Source organism: Streptococcus oralis (genome assembly GCF_021497945.1).
Classification (GTDB): Bacteria; Bacillota; Bacilli; order Lactobacillales; family Streptococcaceae; genus Streptococcus; species Streptococcus oralis_BR.
Genome location: NZ_CP046524.1, coordinates 1229560 through 1254302 on the forward strand (window position 1 = coordinate 1229560; position 24743 = coordinate 1254302).

Annotated in this window: 20 protein-coding genes and 1 tRNA gene; all 21 read right to left on the reverse strand. The window is 35.6% G+C overall.

Annotation, left to right across the window (positions count from 1 at the left end; translation table 11 throughout):
- Window positions 1-2: 2 nt before the first annotated feature.
- The 21 genes from GOM47_RS06285 to GOM47_RS06385 all read right to left on the reverse strand — a co-directional run bounded on the left by GOM47_RS06285 (window position 3) and on the right by GOM47_RS06385 (window position 24743).
- Window positions 3-1013, reverse strand: coding sequence for an ABC transporter ATP-binding protein (locus GOM47_RS06285; protein ID WP_000589129.1), 1011 nt, complete (start codon window positions 1011-1013; stop codon window positions 3-5).
- A 103-nt stretch (window positions 1014-1116) separates the two neighbouring features.
- The gene (locus tag GOM47_RS06290; RefSeq protein WP_235080214.1) at window positions 1117-2196 is read right to left on the reverse strand and encodes an extracellular solute-binding protein; all 1080 of its coding nucleotides are present in this window, start codon (window positions 2194-2196) and stop codon (window positions 1117-1119) included.
- A gap of 37 nt (window positions 2197-2233) precedes the next feature.
- Complete coding sequence (locus GOM47_RS06295) at window positions 2234-2890, reverse strand: DUF1868 domain-containing protein (RefSeq protein WP_235080215.1); 657 nt, start codon at window positions 2888-2890, stop codon at window positions 2234-2236.
- Between the two features lie 141 nt (window positions 2891-3031).
- A complete protein-coding gene (gene galE / locus GOM47_RS06300) occupies window positions 3032-4045 on the reverse strand; it encodes a UDP-glucose 4-epimerase GalE (RefSeq protein ID WP_084972183.1) in 1014 nt (337 codons plus the stop codon).
- 11 nt (window positions 4046-4056) lie between these two features.
- Window positions 4057-5532, reverse strand: coding sequence for a UDP-glucose--hexose-1-phosphate uridylyltransferase (gene galT, locus GOM47_RS06305; protein ID WP_235080216.1), 1476 nt, complete (start codon window positions 5530-5532; stop codon window positions 4057-4059).
- 16 nt (window positions 5533-5548) lie between these two features.
- Window positions 5549-6187 carry a phosphate signaling complex PhoU family protein gene (locus GOM47_RS06310; protein WP_033585727.1) on the reverse strand — a complete coding sequence of 213 codons (639 nt, stop codon included), beginning with the start codon at window positions 6185-6187 and terminating at the stop codon, window positions 5549-5551.
- Between the two features lie 82 nt (window positions 6188-6269).
- The gene (locus GOM47_RS06315; RefSeq protein ID WP_235080217.1) at window positions 6270-7001 is read right to left on the reverse strand and encodes a protein phosphatase 2C domain-containing protein; all 732 of its coding nucleotides are present in this window, start codon (window positions 6999-7001) and stop codon (window positions 6270-6272) included.
- The gene (locus GOM47_RS06320; RefSeq protein ID WP_235080218.1) at window positions 6988-9216 is read right to left on the reverse strand and encodes a glycosyl hydrolase family 28-related protein; all 2229 of its coding nucleotides are present in this window, start codon (window positions 9214-9216) and stop codon (window positions 6988-6990) included. The genes GOM47_RS06315 and GOM47_RS06320 overlap by 14 nt, the downstream gene beginning before the upstream one ends.
- Before the next feature lie 482 nt (window positions 9217-9698).
- A tRNA-Arg gene (locus GOM47_RS06325) sits at window positions 9699-9770 on the reverse strand.
- A 42-nt stretch (window positions 9771-9812) separates the two neighbouring features.
- On the reverse strand, window positions 9813-10160 hold the full coding sequence (gene rplS, locus GOM47_RS06330; RefSeq protein WP_001068669.1) for a 50S ribosomal protein L19: 348 nt from the start codon (window positions 10158-10160) through the stop codon (window positions 9813-9815).
- A 379-nt stretch (window positions 10161-10539) separates the two neighbouring features.
- Window positions 10540-11907, reverse strand: a complete 1368-nt coding sequence (locus GOM47_RS06335) for an ISLre2 family transposase (protein ID WP_235080219.1) — start codon at window positions 11905-11907, stop codon at window positions 10540-10542.
- Window positions 11908-12047: 140 nt separating this feature from the next.
- Window positions 12048-12275 carry a hypothetical protein gene (locus tag GOM47_RS06340; protein ID WP_235080220.1) on the reverse strand — a complete coding sequence of 76 codons (228 nt, stop codon included), beginning with the start codon at window positions 12273-12275 and terminating at the stop codon, window positions 12048-12050.
- 52 nt (window positions 12276-12327) lie between these two features.
- Window positions 12328-13134, reverse strand: coding sequence for a ParA family protein (locus GOM47_RS06345; RefSeq protein WP_235080221.1), 807 nt, complete (start codon window positions 13132-13134; stop codon window positions 12328-12330).
- On the reverse strand, window positions 13131-13277 hold the full coding sequence (locus GOM47_RS06350) for a hypothetical protein (protein ID WP_235080222.1): 147 nt from the start codon (window positions 13275-13277) through the stop codon (window positions 13131-13133). The genes GOM47_RS06345 and GOM47_RS06350 overlap by 4 nt, the downstream gene beginning before the upstream one ends.
- A gap of 91 nt (window positions 13278-13368) precedes the next feature.
- Window positions 13369-15045, reverse strand: coding sequence for a helical hairpin domain-containing protein (locus tag GOM47_RS06355; protein ID WP_235080223.1), 1677 nt, complete (start codon window positions 15043-15045; stop codon window positions 13369-13371).
- The gene (locus GOM47_RS06360; RefSeq protein ID WP_235080224.1) at window positions 15036-15404 is read right to left on the reverse strand and encodes a plasmid mobilization protein; all 369 of its coding nucleotides are present in this window, start codon (window positions 15402-15404) and stop codon (window positions 15036-15038) included. The genes GOM47_RS06355 and GOM47_RS06360 overlap by 10 nt, the downstream gene beginning before the upstream one ends.
- A 220-nt stretch (window positions 15405-15624) precedes the next feature.
- Window positions 15625-15933, reverse strand: coding sequence for a hypothetical protein (locus GOM47_RS06365; protein ID WP_084911294.1), 309 nt, complete (start codon window positions 15931-15933; stop codon window positions 15625-15627).
- Between the two features lie 51 nt (window positions 15934-15984).
- Window positions 15985-20991, reverse strand: coding sequence for a PBECR4 domain-containing protein (locus GOM47_RS06370; RefSeq protein ID WP_235080225.1), 5007 nt, complete (start codon window positions 20989-20991; stop codon window positions 15985-15987).
- Window positions 20992-21003: 12 nt separating this feature from the next.
- Window positions 21004-22350 (reverse strand): hypothetical protein, encoded by a 1347-nt coding sequence (locus tag GOM47_RS06375; protein WP_235080226.1) that lies wholly within the window; start codon window positions 22348-22350, stop codon window positions 21004-21006.
- A 12-nt stretch (window positions 22351-22362) separates the two neighbouring features.
- Window positions 22363-24198, reverse strand: coding sequence for a VirD4-like conjugal transfer protein, CD1115 family (locus GOM47_RS06380; RefSeq protein WP_321159573.1), 1836 nt, complete (start codon window positions 24196-24198; stop codon window positions 22363-22365).
- Window positions 24195-24743, reverse strand: coding sequence for a DUF3801 domain-containing protein (locus GOM47_RS06385; RefSeq protein ID WP_235080228.1), 549 nt, complete (start codon window positions 24741-24743; stop codon window positions 24195-24197). The genes GOM47_RS06380 and GOM47_RS06385 overlap by 4 nt, the downstream gene beginning before the upstream one ends.

Below are 24743 nucleotides of genomic sequence, written 5' to 3' on the forward strand. Positions count from 1 at the left end.
CCTTAAAATTGCAGAACGTCTGATGGTGTGATAAATAATTCCACACTTTCTCCGACAGATCTAATAGCTGACTGACTATCGATACTTGTTACATTAAGAATTTGATTTTCAGATACCTGAACAGTATAGTGAATTGTAACTCCTGAAAATTCCACATCAATAATTGAACCTTTTAAGACAAAATCCTGATCCGTTTCACGTTTGAAGCGAACTTTTTCTAAACGAATGTAACCTTTTTTATCTTCCAAAAGAACATGAGCATTATTTAGAAGAATTCCGTGAACAGTTTCATCTGTAAGTACGTTAATGTCTCCAATGAAATCACATACAAATTCTGTTTGAGAATTATGATAAATTTCTACTGGTGTTCCCACTTGTTCAATAAAACCATTATTAAAAACAGCAATCCTATCAGATAGCGTTAACGCTTCCTCTTGGTCATGTGTAACATATAGAGTCGTAATTCCCAATTCTTTTTGAAGACGTTTCAACTCTTTTCTCAAATCCACACGTAATTTTGCATCTAGGTTTGACAAGGGTTCATCCAAACATAGGATTTTAGGTTCCAGAACAAGAGCACGAGCTAAAGCTACACGCTGCTGTTGTCCTCCAGATAATTCTGAAACGTTACGTTGCAATTGTTGATCTGAAATCTTAATTTTAGCAGCCACTGCAGAAACCTTGGCTTTAATAACATCTGGAGCAACTTTTTTAACCTTTAGACCGAATGCAATATTATCAAAAACTGTCATTGTTGGAAATAGTGCGTAAGATTGGAATACGATCCCGATTCCACGTTTTTCTGGCTCCATATGAGTAACATCTTTCCCATTAACCTCAATGCTTCCAGATGAAGGGTCTAAAAAACCTACCAAAGCTCTCAAAGTTGTTGATTTACCGCATCCAGATGGTCCAAGGAAGGTAAAGAATTCTCCTTCCTTAATATCTAAATTTAGATTATCAATCGCGATAAAATCACCGTATTTAATTTGAATGTTATCAAATTTAATCATATTACTAACTTCCTTTACTTATAAATGAAAAGTCTCTCTTAATTTCTCATGTAGGTTTAGAAACTTTAGAGAGACCTGGAATTTTAAAATTTACACTTATGTCCTATTTTACATATTCTAGTTCAGCTTTTTCAACCCATTCATCCAAATGTTTTCCAACAGCTTCCCAATCAATACTTTGCGGTTTCACTTGATCAACAAATTTCTTAGTAGCTTCTGGTAACTCTTTCACTGCCTCAGTATTTGCAGGAATAGAACCAAAGTTTTTGCTGTACTCTACTTGAATTTCTGTTTGACCAAACCAATCAATAAATTCTTTAGCTAAAGCTTGTTTCTTACTAGTATTCAAAATCATTGTTTGTTCAGTTACAAACGGAACACCAATTTCAGGAGACATTACTTTAAATACAACATTTTGTTCTTTTTGTCCAACTAATGCACCAGAACCCCACATCATACCGTACTGGATTGGGTCATCCTTATCTAACATTTTAACAATTGAACTTTCACCCTTTTGAAGAGTGTACGCATTTTCCAAATATTCTTTAGCTGCTTGCCAACCTTTTTCAGAAACGCCTAATTCTCCTTTATCATCGAGATAGCGAACAAGGATACTTGCCAAGATCGCACGCCCTGTTCCCCCTGAAAGTCCAGAAATTGAATATTTACCTTTATATTTGCTGCCTAACTCAGTCCAATCTTTAGGCATTTCAGTAACATCAGGAGCACCAATCAAGACCAATGGCTGAACAATTACAGGATTGTAGTAGTTATCTTTATCTGATAGAGATTGGTCAATTTTATCTAACCATTTAGGTTTGTACTGTACCAATAATTTTTGATCTCTAATTTTATTTGAATCAACAGCTCCAATACCAAATACCATATCAGCTACTGCATTATTTTTTTCAGCAATAACACGATCGGCCAACTGAGCACCTGGAATGTCAACCATTTTAATATTGAAACCAGCTTCTTTAGCCTTAGCAGTTAACCAATCCCCACGTCCGTTTGAAACAGAGTTAGAATAAATTACTAATTCTTGGCTCTTGTCAGCTTTTTCTTCTGATTGAGGTGTATCGCTCGAAGAATTTGATGAATTAGTTGAACCACCTGAACATGCTGCCAATGTTGTAACCGCAACCCCTGTAGCTAAAAACGATAATAATTTAGATTTTTTCATATGAAATCTCCTTTTTATTTTTAATTATAATTTTATTTTAAAATTTTTCACAATATGGAACAAAACGTCTCATATCTTCAAATACTGTGTAATCGATACGATTTACTGTAATGACAGGAATCTTTTCAAGCAGAACTTCCGTTAATTCCTTTTTCACTTTAGTAAACTCTTCATTTTCTTCTTCAGTTAATGGAACTCGAAGATATCCAATTGAGATATGGAATTGATAGCGATCATGATTAGGGAATCGAACACCTGCTTTTTCTGAAACATACGTTCTAATTTCTTCTAATCGTTTAGCTGATTTTTCATCTGCTGGTTCAACTAAAATGTTTTGATTGCCCATTTCAGTCACACGCATATGAATCTCTTCGTTTAGTAATGGGAAGATTTCTAGTTGCTTAGCAAAGTAATCATGAATTTCTTGTAATGGTGTATCTAGTGGTAGATGACTACTCCAAAATTCAGACTCACGATTTTCGTGACAAAGTAACTCTATTACTGTCATATGAATAGAATCTCTTGGAGTTAATGTAAATTTATCTATAAATGGCAACTCTCTATAACGTGATTGAATGATATCAACAACTTCCATCAAATCTGAATTAGTATAAAGATTTGCAACAACTGTATTCCCTGGGAAATGATTGAATTCCCCGTTCTCTTTGAACTTAATTTTTGTTAAGTTTTTCATAAAAAGACCTTCTTTTTTATTTTTGACATCGGTGTCATTCATGTTTACATTATACAATGTAAACGATTACTTTGTCAAGCGCTTTCATAATTTTTTTTTGATTTTTTTTATATATACATATCACAAGACTATTGTGCTTTATTATTTATTGTATCCATTAGGATTTTTGGATTGCCAATTCCATGTATCTCTACACATGTCTTCAACCGTTTTCGTAGTCTTCCAATTTAACTCCTTATACGCTTTGTCTGCATTTGCATAACAAGTCGCAACGTCTCCTGATCGTCTTGGAACAATTTTATAAGGAATTGGAACCTTATTGACACTTTCAAATGTATTTACAAGTTGTAATACACTAGTTCCCTCTCCTGAGCCCAGGTTATAAATATAAACATCTGTTTTTTCGGATACTTTTTCTAAAGCTTTTATATGCCCTATCGCTAAATCCACTACATGGATATAATCGCGAACACCAGTACCATCTACCGTATCATAATCATCTCCAAAAACACTTAGCTCTGATCGCTTGCCTACAGCTACTTGTGCAATAAAAGGCATCAAGTTGTTGGGAATTCCAGAGGGGTCTTCACCAATAAGCCCAGACTCATGAGCCCCAATCGGATTAAAATAACGAAGCAATGCAATACTCCACTCTGAATCTGCTACATGAACATCTTTTAAAATTTGTTCAAGCATCACTTTGGTGTACCCATAAGGGTTTGTTGCACTTGTCGGCATTGTCTCAATGAGGGGTGATTGATTGTGAATGCCGTATACAGTCGCACTCGATGAAAATACAATCTTCTTAACTTTAAACTCTGACATCACTTCAACAAGAGCTAATGTGCTCATAATATTATTTTCGTAGTACATCACAGGCTTTTGCACGGATTCGCCGACAGCTTTGTATCCTGCAAAATGAATTGCAGCGTCAATTGATTCTTGTTCAAATACTTTTCTCAATGATTGTTTATCGCAAACATCAAACTCGTAAAACGTAGGACGTTTTCCTGTAATTGCTTCAATACGATCTAACACTAAGATGCTAGAGTTCGAAAGATTATCAACAATGACAACTTCCTTCCCTAAATTTAATAATTCTACTACGGTATGGCTACCTATATAACCAGCTCCGCCTGTCACCAATATTGCCATTTGGGTTCCTCCTAATTAATTTCAACCGACTTAACAAATCTCATAAATGCTTCATGTCCAAACGGAGTATTCTTATAAACGCCAGCATCTTCGAGAACTCTCGCAAACACTTGTCCTACTTCGTGTTGAACTACGCGATTAACCTCTTCTTTTTTAATATTAGGATATTTTTCTTTCAATTGATCAGCCCATTCTAAATGATAGTTTGCAATTGAATTTTTTTCTCCTAAAAGATATTTTTCAACTTCTTCTAACTCTGTTTTCAAACGAGGTGGTAAAATCGCAAGTCCCATCACTTCGATTAACCCGATATTTTCCTTTTTAATATGTTGTACATCTTGATGAGGGTGGTAAACACCATCTGGGTATTGTTTAGTAGTATGGTTATCTCTCAGAACAATATCCAATTCATATCTTCCATCCACTTTACGAGCAATAGGAGTCACCGTATGGTGTGGAATATCTTCAGTCTTAGCAATGATGTCTACTTCTAAATCTGAATATTCTCTCCAGATATTTAGGATTTTAGTAGCTAATTCTACCAAACGATTTTTATTTTCACCTTGTAGCCTAATCACTGACATCGGCCACTTTACAATACCTGCTTTAACATCCTCAAAGTCTTTAAAAAGAAATTCTCTCTCAATTTTTGCTTTTTCCATTGGGAAAATATGTTTTCCTCCCTGGTAGTGATTATGACTAAGAATAGAACCTCCTGAGATAGGAAGATCAGAATTTGAACCAGCAAAATACCCTGGTAAAATATCAACAATCTCCAATAATTGTTCAAATGTTTTGGACGTAATAGCCATTGGTACATGTTGACTATTCAAGAATATCGCATGCTCATTAAAATATGAGTATGGGGAATACTGGAAACCCCATACTTCGTCTCCCAGTTCCAACCGAATAATTCTATGATTAGCACGTGCTGGATAATTTATTCTCCCCTGATAACCTTCATTTTCCATACAAAGTAAACATTTTGGATAATTAGATGACTTTACCAATTTCTCTGCTGCGATTGTTTTCGGATCTTTTTCCGGTTTTGATAAATTGATTGTAATTTCAAGTGAACCATAATTAGTTTCAGTATGAAAAGCTATATTTTTAGCGATAGCTGACAATTTAATATAGTCGCTATCTTTACTTAACTGATAGAACTCTTCAACTGCTTCCTGTGGCGAAACATCATATGAACTCCAAAAAATATCATTAAGGCGACTTGGTAATGGAACGATAAAATTCATCAGCTCTGCACCTAAACATTCCTTTGCCTCAGCTAAATCAGCAATTTTACCATTCTTTAAAGCTATTTCTACTAAATTGTCTTTTAATTTTTTAAGATCACTATCATTTGAAATCTTATCAGTTCCTTCTTCACCGATTAAAGCCAATATTCTATTTTTTATATATATTTGGTCCATCGATTTATAAATTCCATATTCAATAACTTTATTAGCAAAATTATCTACTATTGTCTGCATATATACTCCTCTTTAACTATAATACTCCAATTTCCTGATAATCTAACCATTTATAAATAGATTGTGTTGTATGGGATATCTTATCAAGAATATTAATAACTTCTAAAAATACAATAGCTTCATCAACATTTGAGAATTCAATAAGAAAGTTCTCTACTACTTTGTCTCCTAGTTTTTGACATAGACCAGATATCAACTTACATTTTTTATTATAGTCATATACGTCAGGTTCATAGTTTCTATTCTTATACCATGTTAGAGTTTTCTTTAAGTGATCCCCTATAATAAAATGTATTTTTAGCATTTCATAAAATAATGGTCCCCATTCATGCATTGTATGAATATTTTTTAAATTCTTAACTATTTCAATGATTCGATCACCAATACGTTCAATATCTGTTGATAATTTTACTATAGTTATAATTCTTCTCAAATCAACAGAAACAGGATGTTGTAAACAGATGAGTTCAATACCTTTCATATCTATTGTAACAACTGCTTCATTAATAACTAAATCATTATCTATAATACTTTGTTTTTGAACTTCGGTTAAGTCATCAAATATAATTTCATATTTTTTTATTATAGAAATCCATATATCTTCTAGATTATTAGACAACTCAATAATTTCATTGTCAAAATGCTTTCTCAACATTATCTAACCTCAATAATCAATTGCACTATAAAGAACTCGTATAGATAACTGTCTTTATAGTTCATCATATGATGAAATTATTTTAAACATCAATTATCAAAATACTTGCATCATCTTTTTTACCATAAATAGGATCAATATTTGTAGATTCTTTTCTCATTTCAATTAACTCTCCAAAATTGTAGCCTGAATTTTGAGTATAAAAATCGTAAAAACCATCAGTCATTAAAACAATATGATTACTAGTTACTTCCAAACTACCATTGATAACATGATTTATACTACTTTTGTCTAGTGAACCTATCCAATATCCATCTGGTTTATTAGCTAGCTTCCTAATATTTTGTAATATAGTCTTTTTATCAGCTTCATCATTAGATTTGATTGAAAATTTTCCTTGTTCAAAAAGGCAATCTACTCTATGGTCTGTAATAGTTTGATTGTTGACTATCATAACACAATCGCCAATCATTATGTATTCTAATTTTAAACCAGATAATTTCGCAAAAATAAAGGCAAAAGTTGGTAACTGGTAATAATCATCAAACTCACACTTATCTATCTCTATTATTTTTCTCACGTCATCCAAAACAAGCTCGAAAATTTTCTTCAATGATAACGAATCGTCACAATACTGCTTGAGACATTCAGAAATAAGGTGAGATACTTCTGAAACTGAATAACCTATAGAGTCTTTTGAATTAAATAAATCTGTTGCTCCATCTATAATCCAGAAATATTGATTTTTGTAATCTACGCTATCTTCGTTCTCTATAGTGCTACCTTGTATTGAGCATATTCTATCTATCTTCATAATGACGTTTAAAACTCCTTTGTCCAAATAGAAGGCAAATTCCAATAATAGTTAAAAGCAACTCAATCATTTTATTTAATCCAGTTTTTGGTAATGCATGTTGATTATTTTTTGTCTTAACTACTTCACTAACATTAGTTACGTCATATTGTTTTTGTGAAATTTCTCCTGTTACTACATTACCTGAATCATGATTTGATTTTTCAATTTTATCATCTACACTATTTACTGAGTAATTATTAGCTAAATTATTATTGTTTTCAGCTACAGGTTTTATTTCCTCTACATGCTTATCTGAGTGGTTATCTGAGTGATTAACTGAATTTTGCGAAAAGATTTTATAACTTTCATTCTCAGTTATAATATTAAAATCACCGACACTATTATTTGTGTCTGAACTGGTCCCATTAAAATCAGTTTTAAGTAAAGAAACATGATTTCCAGTTAAATTGGAAAGTTGGTTATTTAAGACAGTGATACTTCCAGCGGATTCTTCAATTACGATTCCGTCTTTACCTCCTGAAATGATATTATCAGACACTACCAAATTGTCGCTGACTCTTAACATTTCAATATTTGGCTGTTCAGGATTTTTCGAATTATTACGAATGATATTCTTTGTTACAGTAATATCAGTTACTTTTCCAAGATAATCTGCACTATCTTTTGCAACTCGTATTGCTTTAGTGTTAGAATCAGCAATATTAAATACATTTCCAGTAATAGTCACATGTTTATTCAAATCTAATATATCTTTAACATTTTTATAACTATAAGCATTAACTAAAGCGGCACCATTTTCACGATAGTGTCCACTTTCCTCTTTAGTTTTCTTATCAAACCTATTTCCTTTTATTAAAATATCAGTAAATCCTGTAAAGCGAACACCCGCATACATCATATTATCAAAATGATTATTTAGAATTTTAATATTTGAAGGATTTTCAGTTGTTGCAGTTTGATAATGTGTCCCAATTGCAGTTACTAATTCACCTGATTTTTCACTTTTACCAAAATAAGAATTTTGAATTGTTACATTTTCAGATTTTTGACCATTATCATTTAATGCATATGGAAAGCCTTTTCTGGTTAATGGCTCTATTTGAATAGACTCCTTACTGATAATCTGACCATCCTTCATAGTCTTAGGGAGAGCTTGTCCCAAAAACCGAGAGTTGTCTACTAGTACATTTTTTGAACCTGCAATTTGAATGGCATGTCCCTGATAGCTATCTTTAAAGGTTACATTACTTATTGTTACGTTTTTTGAATTTCCTATAGCAAAGGCTCCTGAAGAATTAATCAAAGGGAGATTCTTAGCTTTTGTCCTCTCTTCATTCAAAGCTCCGTTCATATCAATTGTTCCACCAGAGTAACTGATATCTTCGGTTGGTTCCCACTCAACTTGATCTCCATCATCAGTGAATAAACCTGTCATGAATACAATAGAAGGATGATTTTTGATATTGATACCATTTAATATTGTAGCTTTTTCATGTACTTCTAGGTGTGTATGACTTCTCAAAAAGACAATTTCTTTAACTAAATAAGTCCCCTCAGGAAAATATACTTTTCCTCCACCTAATCCTTTAGCAGCTGCATCTATTGTATCTTGAATTGCTTGTCTGTCATCATTAACCCCATCGCCTACTGCACCATAATCTTTTACATTTAAAGCCGAAACTTCAATTCCTTTTTCTAAGGCAGTGTTACTCTCTCGCACTTCATTACTATTAGAGGTATCTGCAACTTCGTTCTCAGAACTAACTGACTTTGAATAAGTACTAATAAAATCAGTCAAACTGTCATGTTTACTAGTTAAGGAACCTTCTAAAGTTTTGATAGTTGAAGTAGAAAGGTCACTATTAGAAACAAGAGGAGAATCTTTCATTTCATCTTCAAAAGTTCCAGTATTTACCCCATCTTCTTTATATTCTTTATTAGGTGTCAAAGGAGAATCAACATTACTATCGGTTAATTGTGAAGTAGAAGAGTCAATCCCAGTAGGTTTATCATAATTATTAGTTGATGAGCTTTCTAAACTATTGGTGGTTGAAGTAGAAAGCTTATTTATAGATATCTGTGAAGTACTTGTAATAACTTCATCAGCAAAAACACTTTGTACCCCCAAGAATGAAACCGCTACCAAAACAGAGCACAATCCAACCTTAAGTTTCCGAATACTAAAAACCTCATTGTGAACAAAATGCTTCATAAAACACCTCCAAATTTTTTATTGTTTTTTTACTATGTATCACTAAATTTTTTTACATCAGACAAAATGACACCGCTGTCATTATCCTTATCATATATTTTCTAAATAAAATTGTCAAGGGATAACACAATAAAATACAACATTTTTTTAAAGCGTAATCATATTTAAAACTTTATATCTGTTCTATAAACCAAAAATATTATTTAGTCTCTTCCAACATTTTTAAATGGACAGAACAATTTCATAGTGAAAATGATAAAATATTTTTTAATAACTCTTAATACTGTTTCACAAAAAATAGACCAATTTCTTGATCTACTTTACTTTATATTAATTTCTAAAAATTTAATTTTGGTCAAAATTTGGTCATGATTTGGTCAAAAAAACAAAAAATACTAAATTATTTTTAAAAATTAACTTGTGATGATTGCCTTAAAATAAACACTTTGCATATTCTTTGCTTTTCTTTGCATTACTTAAAATGCCCCCTGCAGGAATCGAACCTGCAACTACTCCTTAGGAGGGAGTTGTTATATCCATTGAACTAAGGGAGCTAGAGAAAAACTCTGCTAGGTAAGCAGAGTTTTTTAGTCGAATTAACGACGGATTTCTTTGATACGAGCTGCCTTACCTTGAAGTGCACGCAAGTAGTACAATTTCGCACGACGTACTTTACCGTAACGAACAACTTCGATCTTTTCAACACGTGGAGTGTGGATTGGGAAGATACGCTCAACACCTACACCGTTAGAGATTTTACGAACTGTGTAGTTTTCTGAGATGCCAGCACCTTTACGTGCGATAACAACACCTTCAAAAATCTGGATACGTTCACGGTTACCTTCGACAACTTTCGCATGTACACGAACAGTGTCACCAGGACGGAATGATGGGATATCTGTACGAAGTTGACCTTCAGTCAAGCTTTGGATTAATGGATTCATTTTATTCTCCTATCTTTGTCAATCTTGAGGAACCTTCCTCAGCGGATAAACTGTATTTTTGTGCGTCCATTACACACAAGATACAGTTTACCAAATTTCCACATAAAAGTAAAGAAATTTATAGCAGAAGTTTGTGTCTATTCTTTTGAGGTAGTAAAAAAATACATCAAAAACGGAAATATCAAAACAAGGCTAAACAATTTTACTTGCTCAGCCTTGACATCTACTAAAATTTCTGATAGTATTAATCTTACTGATAAACAAGCACCAATTGTTTATCTTTATGAGAGGTACGTTGCTGCGTGCCTCTTTTTAATTATAAGAATATTATACACTATTTCTTCCTGTAAGTCAAGAGTTTAAACCGTTTTGAAGCATACTATCTATTTATTTTTTTCCCTACAAAACGTTGTTTATCTCTCTGCTTTCGCCCCTTCCAAGAAGCATTTACAATCGTTCCTAAACTCCTTGGAGCTTGATTAATCTTTTTTCGTACTTTTGCACTGCTCATTCCTTCTGAGTGGTATTTTTCATATTCATTTCTCCAATTACCAAAAAATAAATCTCGGAGTTCTTGATTGTAAGACAGCAAAATAAGATGGGACATCGCATCGGCATGGTTTAATGACCAATACATCCCTCTATTTTTCATTCGGTAACTGATTTTACGATGCTGACTTTCCATAATTCCTAAACTTGCTGTATCTAGATTCCTCTGTTCAGGAGGTTGTGTATATTTAAAATTTCCAAGGATTCTATTCTTAAAAACCTTAAAAGTATCAATCTTCTTTTCGTTCTGATTAAGTAGGACGAATGATTCTAGTGTATCAATAGTTGTTTTCAGTTTCTTCTTGCAATGGCTATCTATGGCTTTCATAAATTGCTCTAGTAGCTCTACAGAATACGGTTTGACCAACTTTTTTATTTCTTTGTTTAGATGGTATCGATCCCAAAAATGTTGATGATGCTTTATCCCTAGATCGTGTGATATTTCCTTAAATAAATGTGGAGTATATCCGTGACCCATATCTGAGTTTGTCACAAGTAGAGTATCTGACGTAATTTTAAAATGATTATAAATATAATCTACTACTCTTTTTCTTGCTGTTCGATTATTGGGTGACACAATTTCGACCTTATTTTTTAAAATTTTCCTCTTTCCGTACACCTCCGTTCCGGTATGGATGACAAAATGAGATAACTCTTTATTCTGTTGTTCTTTTTCACGTCCACTGACCTTTATCCAGACACCGTCTCCTTCAAGATAAATAACAGGAGCCTCAATTTTTTTGACAGGTACTTCATCGCTATAGAAACGATAATCTTCTTTTTCATTTAACAATTGACTTGCTAGTTTAATCGCTTTTAACACCGTGTCTTTAGTGATATAAACCTGGTACATCAGTTCAATAACTTCCACTACTTTCCGATACGGTAACATTGTAGCTAGTTTAGTGATTTGATACAGCAGTTCTTTGGAATAGGCAATACGTTTCTCCAAACCTAACTTCTCATCTACTGGAATCCTGCATTTTCCATTCTTATACCAGCGCCTTCTTGAAAAAGTTACCTGGCCAAACGTAAAAGTAACGGTTCTCTCAGCATAGTTTACAAATTTGTAACCTCTAGCTCTCATTGTGGGAGCAATATAGTTGTCATAGTCACTTACAAATTTATGAAATCCTTGTAGATTTTTCTCTTTAAATTTCTCTACAAATTCTCTTTCATCAATAATTTTTGTATCCAAAATAAAAACACTCCCAACTAAAATCATAATAAAAAGTATAGAGATTTTAGTTCAGGAGTTCAAATGTTTTTTGTCAGAAAAGATAAAAGCCTTCCCTTATTGGGAAGGCTGTTTGATTATAAATACAATTATATTTATAATTATAGTGATAAACTTTCGATTAGTTTATCAAGGTAATCTGATGCAGACTTTGCGCCGGCTGCTTTAGCAATTTCATCCAATTTTTTCCGATTGCTTGGTTTCAAAGTAAACTGAAATTGTTTCTTACGTTCAAAACTTTCAAAGCTAGCTACATCTGAAAGTTGCTCAGGTTGATGAGTTGCTTCAATAATCTGCGAAATCTCTTTTTCTTTTGGTGTGAATGCCATAACGATCTCCTTCTAATTATATTTATAATTGTATTTGTGTTTATAAATATAATTATATTGTATCATAAATTTTTGAAAAAGTCTGCTCCAACTCAATGAAAAACTTTTTGTGTTTTTGATAAAGCTCAGGATTCTCCTTCATATCTGCAATAGAGATCTTATCAATCGTGGAATGATTGAATAACTCTTTTGCTGGTACGATGCCTAGAAGGTTGTCTGTTCCCTTCTCTTTAGCTTCAAGTCCCAGGGCTTCCAGTAACTCTCTTGATGACCCATAGTTTGGTCGGATCATATTTGCTAAGAAATATAACTCAGCAGTAATGTATGATTCCCTTGTGCGATAGTCAATTACATCCTTTCTGAATGCTTCTAACCGAGTTGATAGATTGAATTTGGCATTATAACCAAACTCTGAAGGAGTCAAGGGACTAATAATAGCGTGACTGACCGCAACAGCATTTTTAGTAGCTGTCGCAAAGTCTGGTCTGCAATCAATCAAGATATAGTCAAACTGATCCAACTTTTTCTTTTCGTAGTTATCCTCTAGCCAAAGATAAAGTAACATATTTTTTTTATCGCTGTTCTCCAGATCTCGTTCCACCGTATCAAGCTGAACTGAACCTGGAATTAAACTGATATTTTCCTTGACTTGCTTAATATCCACATCGCCTCCTTTAAAAGCATTGGCAATTGTATTCTTGCTCTCATAGATATTGTAGCACTGAGTCAAATTACACTGATGATCTAGATCAATCAAAAGCACTTTATGACCTTTCTTGGCAAGCCATTCAGCATAATTAAAAGTTAAAGTTGTTTTCCCAACACCGCCCTTAATAGCGGCAAATGTAATAATTTTCATTCTATTTCTCCATTCCATCCGTAATAGCAATGGCTACACATTGTTTCTTCTTCATCTATCCACCAACAAGCTCCTTCGTCAGGAGTATAGCAAGCATTGTTCCAAGTGCAACCGCAAATTTTGCAATGAGATTCTTCTGCCATCTACCTATCTCCTTGTTATTTTCTATACTTCTATTATACCATTATAATTATATTTGTCAATATGTTTATAATTATATTTATAATTATTTTTTTACAATGAAGTTTCTCTATCCTTACGCTGCTCCACATTTTTCTCAATGTCTTGATGTAACTTATAATCTTTTGTAATTGCTTCTACTCGTTGATACAAAGCCTGACGCTCAAAAGTCGCCTCCTTAACAAGTTTATCAATCTCAGCTTTGCGAGTGCTAGGATCTACTCTCAAATCTTTCAAAATAGAAACAGCTAGTTTAACTTCCTGAGGATCGCTCGATTCCAATGCAAGAAATGCAGACTGAATTTTATTAAGCTCACCCAAGCGTTGATCTAATTTATCAAGCAAATTATCTACTTCTTCTAGTTCCTCTTCAAAACGATTTAACAATTCATCAAATTGCTGTCCTTCTGTCACTCCATGAGCAGATAGATAATTATATTCACGAACAAGCTGATCCAAACTGGAGATTTTCGGATTTTTCCGGACAATCATTTCTCCGTTATCATACGACAACTGAGAAGCGACTGTTTCTCCTTTCATGTATCGATTCTTATCAGCGTGTTCAGGATTAACAAAATAGTAGAAGTCATTCTTTCTGATAAAAATTTCATAAGAGCCATCTTCTGCTTTTTCAATCTGATGAGCTGGAATAAGAATGGTTCCCTTATTTCTAATCCCAAATTCCATTTCAAGATAGATTCCATTTTTTGTTTCTTCCATCACCTGCCATTCTTCAACTGTGATTCTCATTTCAAAATCATCTTCTCGTTCTGCTACCATTTTTTCATATTCGGATTTAATTTCATCGACAGAAAAAGTCACCTCGTTAGCAACCACTCTCTCAGAAATTTTCTCTAAAGAATAATTTCCTTTTTTGGACAGTGTACGATCCCTAACATTTCTTGTTTGTTCCTGATCAGTTAAACGATATTTTATTTCCTTTCCTGAAGTATCAACTACAAGATTTAATGCTTGAGCCTTCGATTTGAAATCTTCTAATGAGGTTGAATGTTTTAAAAGGAAATCTAAACGAGATTTAATCTCATAGCGAAAAGAATTTTTTTTGCGATAGGCATGATAGGTTTTTCGATTAGTCCATAATCGCTCTTTAAGAATTTTAGCTCCAGCTAAATCCGCATACTTATCTGAAATATTCTCTAAACTTTTTTTCGTTCCTTTCTGCCAGCGAAATTTATTTAAGGTTACAGAATTAGTAGAATTGAAAATGATGTGGTTATGAATGTGCCCCTTATCCATGTGTGTTGCAATGACAAATTCATGTTGACCACCAGTCAATTCTAAAATTGTTTTACGACCAATCTCATGAATTTCTTGTGGAGTCAAATCATCTTCAGGCGAAAATGATTGGATGATATGATGAGCCAAAACTCGATTCGGATTTTGAATATCCGATAATTCCTTTGTTCCTGCTCGCTGAGCTGCATTCTTTTTGGTCAAAAGAAATTCTTCTGTCGCCGTGCTAGCATCTGTAATTCCATAAGTAGATACAAGTTGCTTGACTACTCGACCATCTTTAACCACTGCTGGAAATTCAAGCTGTTCATCTTGTTCTAAGAAACTCGTTTTAGATGGATTCTCGATATAGCGTAAAGCATTATTTAAACTTTTTGTATCAGTCAGCTCGACCGTCTTTGCTTCATCCTCAATATATTTTGTAGATCGTCCTAAAGAAGCCACTCCTTTTATCTGCAACACTTTTGTTACAACCATCGCTCTTGTTCCTTTGTTTGATTTTCCTGTTTTTGGATAAATTGATTGACGGTATCTTTCAGATGTTTTTGCAATTCAAGAATCTGACTCAATTCATTGAGACTAGCTTGATTATCTTCGTTTACCTTTTTTGCAACCTGATTAATATTGACCCCTATCCGATTTATTTCTTTACGCAGTTCTCTCAATTCTTCAAAATTTAAGATTTTGACCTCGCCCATAATCAACATAATTCGGGCAAAGGCATTAAAATTTGTCATTCCAGATTCTGCAACTTTAGTTGAAATAAACCGTGCCTCTTCTTCCGTCAAACGAATTTTTTTCTGAATCATTCGCTTTCGTTTTTCTCCATTTTTCAAAAATCATCACCTCTGTTCTGCTATTTCTTGATTGAGGGGCCCAGCCCCCTTTCTTCTGGCAAGCATAGCACTTGGGTACCCAAATGCTGTTTTTAAAAAGGTCAAAGATAGTCAGGGTGTCGCCCCTGACTATTCTTGACTTTTTAAATCTTTGGGGAAATCCCCAATCCCCTAATCCCTGCAAGCAGGAATGTTGTTCTATCACGAGGGAAAAGTTTGACTAAACTTTTAAGTCTTCTAGTAGAAGCTCCATTGTATCAACCAGCTCCATTTTTAAAATTTCGTCTTTTAGTTGCTCAAATCTTTCATCACTCATTCCTTCAATTTCTTTAAGTGCAATGGGATACATTTCTACTTCTTCTAACTCATAGTTTGTTTTGATTCGCATATCTCTACGAAGAATGTAGAGGCATTCTTTACGAGAAATATGCTGGTTGACTTCATTCACTTTTGGCGAATCTGTAGCCTCATTCTCAAAAAATATCTCCATTAAAATATCAAAAGTTTCTTGTCTTAGATTTTCAATCATCTTCTGTTTCTCCTTTTTTATTTTTCTTCCGACGGGTTAGTAGTGCCTCCATTAGTGAGGGCTGCTCAGGGACTTTTTTTCTTCCACCTGCTTTACAGCCTCCGCCTTTTGATTACCCAACTGCTCAGATTTTTCTTTTGCCTGTTGGAGTTTATCAGCAAACTTATCTTTCGTTACGCTTTTATTTTTCACCAGTTCTAACTTAGCATCCATTCGGTCAATCAAACTTTTTGCTTCCTTCTGAACAATCTGCAGTTGTTCCACCATATCTTCAAAACCATTTTTATCTTTCGCCCAAATAGCCAAATATCCAAAACTGTAACTACTCGTATCAAAACCAAAATGATTAGCTACGACATAGGCTACACTTTCAGCTTGTAATTCTTGCTTACGATATTGGTCGTCCCCATATTGGGCATTAGTTCCTCTGTGTAAATCTGAGTGAGCCATTTCATGAAAAATTGTTTTTAGAATATGTTCTTGCCCCTTTAATCCTTTTGAAATGACAATTCGATTTTCATCTGGAGAGTAATAACCATTTGCGCTTTCTCTTTTAATATCTTCAAAACTGATAGGAACCTGATTATCCATCGAAACTGCTTTGGCTGCTCGATATAAATCTTCATAATCTTTAACAGAACCAGTCAATTCATTAATTGCTTTTGGCAATTCTTTTCCTTCTGTTTGAGAAACATCGAAGACATTCCCTAATTTGAATCGAGTCACAGTGACTTCCTTCTCTTCCATTCCATTCTCAGACGGAGAAAAACTCAACTCATTTTGATTAGCAGAAATCTTAGTTTTTACTTGATACGGAACCCAAATTTTCAGAGCTTTAGAACCTTTTTTGACTGTTCTTTCAAAATCCGTTTTCCATTTATTAAAACTTGCGACTTGGGAAACATTAGGATTCTGCATCTTCAGCAAATGAATATTGTTGAGGGAGTAGTTATGAAACTTACTCATCGTATCCAAGAAAGATTTAAACTGTTCTGAATCCAAATAGTTCTTCATTCCCTCTTTCAAGTGTTCAGCTAAACCTTTTGTATCTTTATTTGCGACCAACTGGGAAATGGTTTGTTCCGAATTTTTAGTAGCAATTTCTTCGATAATAATAGCACCTGCAGCTACTTCGGCATCTGTCCTTCTTTCTCGATCTTCCTGCTTTTTATGAAGGTTAGAAGCAGCATTGTATGGATCTGTTCCTTGCAACATCTCATCAGAATTAGAAATACCATCACCATCCAAATCACGATCCCTCTCATCTTTTCGGTTATACTGATAAATTTTTTCGTATGGATTATCTGGTGTATTCTGCGAATTCTTGACTTGTGCTTTTTCAAATTCATCCCGAATGTTTTCGATGGTTTGTTCACTCGCCAATTTCTCCATATGATACTGATTGAATAATGCCCCATCTATCTTCATCAACTCTGGATGCTCTCGCATTTCTCGTGTTCCAAGTCTCTCTTTGTGAGCGATTGGGTTAATCTCGTCCCCAATATCGTAACGAATGCCATCCTGAATCAGTTCACCATCAGGAGCGTAGATACTAAACTGGATCTTAGTTGGAGAGATGTAGGCTTCTGGGTGACCACTAGTTACTTGTTGTAGCCCTTCCTGATGTAGCTGATAGAAGCTCTGATTGGCCTTATATAGTTCCTTAGCAAAATCTTGATAAGATATCAGCTCTGTTTCTTTAAATGGCAATTTAGGCCCATCTGGGCGCTCTTCAGCCCATTGAAGCCGTACATGGTAGTTCTCCTTATAGATATAATCTTGTTTCCATTCTTTATAAAAATCTGAATTTGTATCTAAAAGATGATCTTCTCCAGCTGCAGCAACAATCTGATCAAATTTATCATTGTACTGCTCCGCATAGTCAAGATACTGATTCCAGGCTTGATGAAATTCTTCTGGAGTTTTTGAGATGTCACCTGGCACACCTACATTATAGACAGTATCTAAGACTTGAGTAAACGTAGCTGAATCAAGTGAGATTTTATTCAATGTGTTCTTTGGAGCAATCTGTTCAATTTCTTTAGTTGCATCAGGTTGGATTTCCTCAAACAAGCCATTTTTCATAATGGATTGCAATTCTTTGCCCCCATCCTTAATATAGTCCTCATTGATCGATAGCTGTTCAATGTGGCCATTACGTTCACGGAATACAGCAAGAATAGGAGTTTTATCTGCCGTCTCCAGTTCTTTGACCAGTCTTGCTCTAGATTGAAATACTGATACTGGAATGTAATTTTCTTCTTCCAGCTCTTTAAACAGTAAAATAATATCTTTATCATCAGACTTTATAAGGCTGTCAAAGCGCCCATTATATCGTCTAAGATTAGTTAAATCATCAAAATAGAAAGAGGTACTTTCTGTTGCGACTGAAAGATCTGACAGGACGTTGATTTTGTCAAAAGCCGCATCATTGTTAGCCAAAAGAATATTATCAAAGTGCCCGTTTCCTTCTGCAAAATCACGTAAAGTTTTTTCAGGTGTCTGCCCTGGTGCAAGTGGCTTGATCCCCGTCAAGTGCATGAAGTGTTTTTCTTCAAAATTTACTTGTACAGTCTTATCAGGAGTGACATAATAAATCTTAGAGTTAGCCAATTCAGCCAAATAATACTGCGCTGCATTCTGAATAGTTTGACTACGAATTGGACGATTCAATTTAGCTAATTCATGCGAGGAAATAGAATGATAGTGGCCATCGTTACTTGACTGAAACTCTTCATTTATGGTAAAATATAATAAATGAGAGGATAACGTAGGACGACTGGTAACAGAGCGTTCAAAGGTACCAACTTCTGGTACGGGTGTGGGACTGCCTTCAGCCCTGGGCTGTAAAAACCCCTGACTACCATTGGTCCTCTCATTTTTTTGATACTCTGAATTCACATTTTGCTCTTGAGACTTCCCAAGGGCTTTTTCTGTGCTCTGATTTTCTTCCAGTGCTTCATAAGTATCTCCAAGAGGATTGGAAGGTTTTTCAAAGGTTACTGTTTTATCTGAATCAATAACCATCTGTTTTTTTGGCTCTACTGAAAAGCTGATATTATCCCAGTTCTGCTTCAGCCATTCCGCATCTTCTGGAGATAGATTACTATTATCTGGAGTCAAGGCTGCTTTTTGAGTATCATCCTCACGTTTCTTCTGATTGGACAGTAACTTGTTTACTATCTCTTTTTCTTCATCCGTATTAGGGCGATATTTAGGAGATAGTTCAAATCTCCCTTCCTCGCTCAATTCCAAAGCAACTCGACGTAGCCCTTTTACGAAGTAGATATTTGGCTGCTTAGCCCACTGCTTGACCTCTCCCGAATCAATTAAAGCTTGTGTCTCTGGTTGAATAACCAGTCCATCAACTTTATCTTGAATGGCTTCTAGGCGTTCTAATTCCTTTTTGTAACGCTTGATAGTTTCAGGCCTATAACTCGATTCCCCACGTTCTGCCTTCTCAATTTCTTCCCGAATACGGGGAATATTTTGGACACTCATCTCCAGACCATTCCCCTGCCGGTTGAGACCTGCTGCTTTTCGGTCTTTTCTTTCCTGGAGCCTTTCAATTCGCTCTTCTTGTTCCTTGATTTCATCCAATTTAGAGAAGACACGATTTTCAATTTGTTCTTGCTTCTGCATAAAACGGCCTCCACCTCGTTTATCATTCATAGGCTGGCCATTCGTTAGGGACTGATGAGAATAGGCTGCATTAATCGCCTCATCAGCTTCCCCTTTAAGTCTCTCTAGCTTTCGTTTAGCTTGCGCCAAGCGACTGTTATCTGGCTTTTCTGCTTCATACTCAGCCCTAGCTTCGTGTACTTCCGACATACTATTTCCCCTTTCTTTCTCTTGATCGATAATCCTTGTATATTCCTGATGGACTTCTTCCTTTGTCAGTTGCCTAGCTGAGACAAAGGCTTTTACATCATCTTCAGTTAGCTCTTGCGCTTTTGCGAGAGCTATTTCTTTTGAAAAATAGCCCTGGTAATGCCAGGACTCTTCGTCTGCGCTATAAACATGCACTAGCTCATTAGGAACCTCATTCCCTCGCTTCAGAAAATCATTCCAATCTTCCTTTTCCTGGTCAATCTGGATAATAGGTGGAATGGCGATCTGTACCGGAATGCCCTTTTCTTGTAAGCGAGTGATAAAATTCTGCCCTGCAGCATCATTATCTACAGCAAGCGTAATCATATCCTGATGCTGACCATTTTTAAAATAATTTGTTGTTCTAGCGACAGTTTCTAGAGCTTTTCCAGTATTCTGATCTATTTGATAGGATTTACCGTTCATCTCTGCATACAATTCCATAAAACGTCGACTAATGATGCCCTCTTTGACACCATCCATAGCTACTAAGCGAACATCCTGAAGCGCATCCTTATGAAGCTCATAGTAGCTCATCAGATCGATTGGAGCTTCCGCAAATACCAAACGTTTAGGGATACCAATATCAATTGAAAATCCTAGTTGGCCGTCTGAATTTCTCATAATTTGTTTTAAGCGACCACGTTCTGGATAGTGCACTCGATTCTCTACTATTCCCTGGAGACTAGCACCAGCTAAAAAGCCCGTGTTGTCTTTATATTTAAAGACAATCACAGGCTCAAAATAGTCTCCTTTTTTTCGGGTCGCCTCCGCCATACTCCCCTGGCTAATAAAGAAATTAATCGTGTCATCTGAAAGGCCTCTCTGAGTCTTCAGATAGCTTCTGGAAGCATTGAAATCCTGATGCTCATATCTTCCTAAGCTATAGTGAAAGGGCTCTTTTACGCCCGTCTGATTCGCTAAATCTACTTCCTTAAATTCCCCAGTTTCCAAGAAGTGCATTGCTTCTTTGTATGAAACTCCTCTAATAGTTTGAACTAGCTGAATGACATCCCCAAATTCTGATCGAGAATTCCAATGAAAGTCATTCTTCCTTGCATCGATGACAAATGAATCGTGTTCTATCCATGTATAGCTATAACTCCCCGTGCGCTTTAACTCCATTCCCAGCTGTTCCGCAACAGAAAGGATAGATAGATTTTTAGCCGCTTCTTTAGTTAATACCATCTTTTGTCTCCTCTACAATGAAAATTCTGGTACTTCTTTTTCTAATACATCTTGTGTTCGCTCTTTTTCAAGCTCTTCTGCTTCTACAAAACGGTTTAAACTAGGAAAATGGAGTTGGGTTTGTTTTAGCTTATCATGAACTAACAAGCTCTCATCGATATGATAGACTGCTTCCTGATGGCCATTGAAACCTTTCTCTAAATCAATATCATCAAAGCGGATGACAGCCAATTCTGTCAAACTTCCCTTATACCAAGCTCCAATCTCACTTTCAAGATAGAACTGAACTGATTCTCTATCTTCCGTATTTGTATCTCGCAAATAGGCCAGTTCCCAGCTTTCACCCTGAGAATACCCAGTGACTTCTTGAACAATTAGCTCCTGGTTGTTAGTGCTTAAAATCCGATTAATATCGTCTAAACGGGGAACTAAGATTTCCTGAGCTAGAGAGACTGCTTCTGTACGATAGTCGAAAAATTCATATTGTTCCCTATCTTCGACATAGTTCCTAACGAAATCTGAATAATGAGGGAAATGTTCCTGAAAGCTAGGCGAAATCATCCCATAGATATAGGCTTGTCTTAATGTTTCAAACTGGGCTATTTGATAATATGATGGATCGAGCTTAGCTTCTTGATTCAACATTTCCTTGATACTTTCTGGAAGTTGTATTGGCTCCGAATCTGGCCAAGTTCTCTTAGAATAGTTGATTACTTCCTCGTAGAGAATAGTATCAATCTCTGAATTCTTCATTTCAAGCAAAGCCTCTACAATTTGAGCTGATTCTGAAAGATTGGAACGATAATCAGTAATCAAGCCATCTTTACGAACCTCCCACTCCTCAACTTGAGCATTTTCTGAAGTTCGTAGTAACAATACCTCCTCAGCTTCTAGATCAACTCCAATGACCTGATCCCCATTTGGTAGCTGATCCATCTCCAATTCCTGAATCTTAGCATCTAATTGATTATTAACCTGAAGCAAGTCTTGCTTCAAATGAAATAATTCTTCTGCATTGGCTTGTAATTCCTCAAAATACTCTCTGGAGATCTTCACTGGTTGAACCAATAAATCTTTCTCTCGTTGTTCTCGAGGGTAAGAAAACAAGTAGGGAGCAACTTCTTTGAAGTCCTGGTAGTTCATCCATTTTATAGATTCTGTAACAATCATATTTTGGACATCGATGACATCTGTATGAGGAGTAATCCAGCCAGATAAAGCCAACTCTTTTACTGCTTCAGATAGGGGGTAAGAAGGGATATGTTCTAAAATCCCCTCAAAATAACCAATCCCTCGAGCAGTCTCTTCCTCAACTTCACGCTTCATTCGTTTAAATTGTTTTTGTAGTAATGTATTCATTCTTTATCCTTTCTAACTCACTTTGAGAGGAACTTCCTCGACTTCCTTAATCCCAATATGAATAACATTTTCTTCCCCAACCTGGTCTTTCCACTCATCAATATCGCTTAGATATCGCTTGTAACGATACCAGTTATCATCGTTCGGGCCATTACTTAAGAGGTAGGCTCTTGGATGCGTGTCCAGGTTAAATTTTTGATCTCGAAAAACATTTTGTTTGGATAGGAAGAGCAGGGCTTCTGTTGTTCCAATTGTAGCAACCTCATGCGGTGTCAACAATTCTCGGCCAATTTTTGAGTTCTGCTTGGAACTACTGCCATTTCTTCCCCTGCTCTCGCTATAGTTCTGATCATTCAAAGTCTGCTTACCAGATCGCTCAGATAAATACTTGAGCGTATCTAAGTCATTAGACCCCAAATAGAGAATAGCTCCACAGTTATTGATAATTGTCTTCGTATTCTCTTTCCCGTATAATACTTCGATCTGACTTTGAGATTGCACCATCATCTTGATAGAAATCTCTCGAGAACGAATAACAGAGATAATTGGCGGTAAATTAGGAATCTTCCCAATCTGACCAAACTCATCCGCCCATACCTGGACATGCGACAGATCTTCCTTGGTCTTTGTTGGGTGCTCACCTAGCAAGATGGCATCTGCAGTCTTCATCATCACATCAAAGAGTGTACTAAATAGCAACGCTGACAAGAACTGGTAGGCTGGATCGACTTCTGGAATATGAATGAAGACAGCCGTCTTTTCTATATTCCATTTTTCAATCTCCAGCGTGTCTTTTTCAATAATCTTTCTCAGCTGTTCATGATCAAATACTGAGAAAGTAGTCGCAAAGATAGCATAGACAGAAGCCCTTGTCTGACCATCAAAGTTTTTATTAAACAAGCTCCATTGCCTGCAGGCATAATTCCCTGGGCTCCTTCTCTCCAGGTCTTCAAACATCAATTCAACTGGACTCTCCGCTTCTGGATGATTCCGTCTCAATTCTCGAATCATATCTGTAACCTGCCCCAAATTAGGAAGATAGTGATCGAGCTGACCATCAAAATAAAGATAGCCAATTAGAGAACGCATCAGAAGCTTATTGGCCGCCGGCCAGAAAGGATCGCTTTCATGACCATTTCTGTTTAGCGACTCTGTAATGGCCTCTGACACTCGATCTATATCCATTTCAGTATGGATATATTTGAACACATTAAAGCCGTCTGAATTCAGGAAAGTAATCAAATCAAAGATTTTTATCTTATATCCTTTTTCTACAAGGGATTTTCCCGTTTCATGAATGAGAAGTCCTTTGGTATCTGTCGTCACAAAGCTAGAGTTACCTTGTAAAATATTCGGTTTAACAGCGCTTCGAGTCTTTGAATCCCCGGTACCTCCATAAACTAAGACATTCTTATTAATCTGATTTTCATAGCTCAATCGGCTATTAAATAGTCCCATCTGGCTATTCTGTGTAAAAATCATATTCTTTTCAGGCTCTGCGTCTCGGAAGCGCATCAATTCGTCTTTCGTCGCAAAACGTGCCGACCCATGCTCCTCCCCATACCTGTACGTGCCTGTATCAGATACCCTCAAATACAGTAGAAAAGCAATCAAAAATCCGCCCATACCAACCAATAAAGAAGCAGGAGTAAATTGAAAATCAAGCCAAGATTTATCGCTTAGATGGTCGCTCATCCAGTTAAGCTTTCCAAATCCAAATACATCCGTTACTGAATCGGTATCTGGTGCTAACAGCCACAGTTTAAAAAGCCAATGAAAGAGGTAGAATAGACCCAGTCCTAAAAACAAATACGGCCTAAGTCTCCGTTTCTTCTTTTCTGTAATCACTTCATTTTCCCTCCAATCTGTGGTTCGATATTTTCCGGAAGAACAAATTCTTTGGTATGAATATTTACCTGCAGGGAAGCAATTTTCTCTTGTTCAACTGCTTTGAAATGTTTCAATTTCTCCTCAAAAGAAGTTGTTTTACCATTTTTAAGATTCCGATCATTGAATCCTTTCGGATCTCTTGTGATCCCTTCTAGTACATCCTTAAAGGCTTGTTCGACAACACCTTTATCTTTTGCATTGAAAGCAAGAGTTGTCTTACCATCAGGGTGTGTATAAAAAGAAAAGCCAATCCCGTATTGGCCAAGTTCTTTTCGAACTGCCTCGAGATTGACTTCATTATGTAATAATTGCTGGACTTCTTTAGCATCTGCTGTTGCCATGAATTTATTCCAGTCTGTCTCACCAGTAAAGACTACATTCTCCCCTCTGGCTTGATAAGTTTCAATTCCTTTAGAGCACATCAGGAAAAGACCTTTTAAAATTACTTCTCCTGTCACAAGAGTTGCCCGTCCTAACTGGGCTACCACTTGTTCTTGTTCCAT

Bases quoted from the DNA above. Each gene is read 5' to 3' on its own strand.
- GOM47_RS06385 (WP_235080228.1), bottom strand. From the start codon at position 24,743: ATGGAACAAGAACAAGTGGTAGCCCAGTTAGGACGGGCAACTCTTGTG.
- GOM47_RS06340 (WP_235080220.1), bottom strand. From the start codon at position 12,275: ATGGCATTCACACCAAAAGAAAAAGAGATTTCGCAGATTATTGAAGCA.
- GOM47_RS06320 (WP_235080218.1), bottom strand. From the start codon at position 9,216: ATGAAGCATTTTGTTCACAATGAGGTTTTTAGTATTCGGAAACTTAAG.
- GOM47_RS06355 (WP_235080223.1), bottom strand. From the start codon at position 15,045: ATGGTTGTAACAAAAGTGTTGCAGATAAAAGGAGTGGCTTCTTTAGGA.
- GOM47_RS06350 (WP_235080222.1), bottom strand. From the start codon at position 13,277: ATGGCAGAAGAATCTCATTGCAAAATTTGCGGTTGCACTTGGAACAAT.
- GOM47_RS06310 (WP_033585727.1), bottom strand. From the start codon at position 6,187: ATGTTGAGAAAGCATTTTGACAATGAAATTATTGAGTTGTCTAATAAT.
- galT (WP_235080216.1), bottom strand. From the start codon at position 5,532: ATGCAGACAATAGTAGATAATTTTGCTAATAAAGTTATTGAATATGGA.
- GOM47_RS06375 (WP_235080226.1), bottom strand. From the start codon at position 22,350: ATGAATACATTACTACAAAAACAATTTAAACGAATGAAGCGTGAAGTT.
- GOM47_RS06345 (WP_235080221.1), bottom strand. From the start codon at position 13,134: ATGAAAATTATTACATTTGCCGCTATTAAGGGCGGTGTTGGGAAAACA.
- galE (WP_084972183.1), bottom strand. From the start codon at position 4,045: ATGGCAATATTGGTGACAGGCGGAGCTGGTTATATAGGTAGCCATACC.
- GOM47_RS06315 (WP_235080217.1), bottom strand. From the start codon at position 7,001: ATGAAGATAGATAGAATATGCTCAATACAAGGTAGCACTATAGAGAAC.
- rplS (WP_001068669.1), bottom strand. From the start codon at position 10,160: ATGAATCCATTAATCCAAAGCTTGACTGAAGGTCAACTTCGTACAGAT.
- GOM47_RS06290 (WP_235080214.1), bottom strand. From the start codon at position 2,196: ATGAAAAAATCTAAATTATTATCGTTTTTAGCTACAGGGGTTGCGGTT.
- GOM47_RS06295 (WP_235080215.1), bottom strand. From the start codon at position 2,890: ATGAAAAACTTAACAAAAATTAAGTTCAAAGAGAACGGGGAATTCAAT.
- GOM47_RS06285 (WP_000589129.1), bottom strand. From the start codon at position 1,013: ATGATTAAATTTGATAACATTCAAATTAAATACGGTGATTTTATCGCG.
- GOM47_RS06370 (WP_235080225.1), bottom strand. From the start codon at position 20,991: ATGGTATTAACTAAAGAAGCGGCTAAAAATCTATCTATCCTTTCTGTT.
- GOM47_RS06365 (WP_084911294.1), bottom strand. From the start codon at position 15,933: ATGATTGAAAATCTAAGACAAGAAACTTTTGATATTTTAATGGAGATA.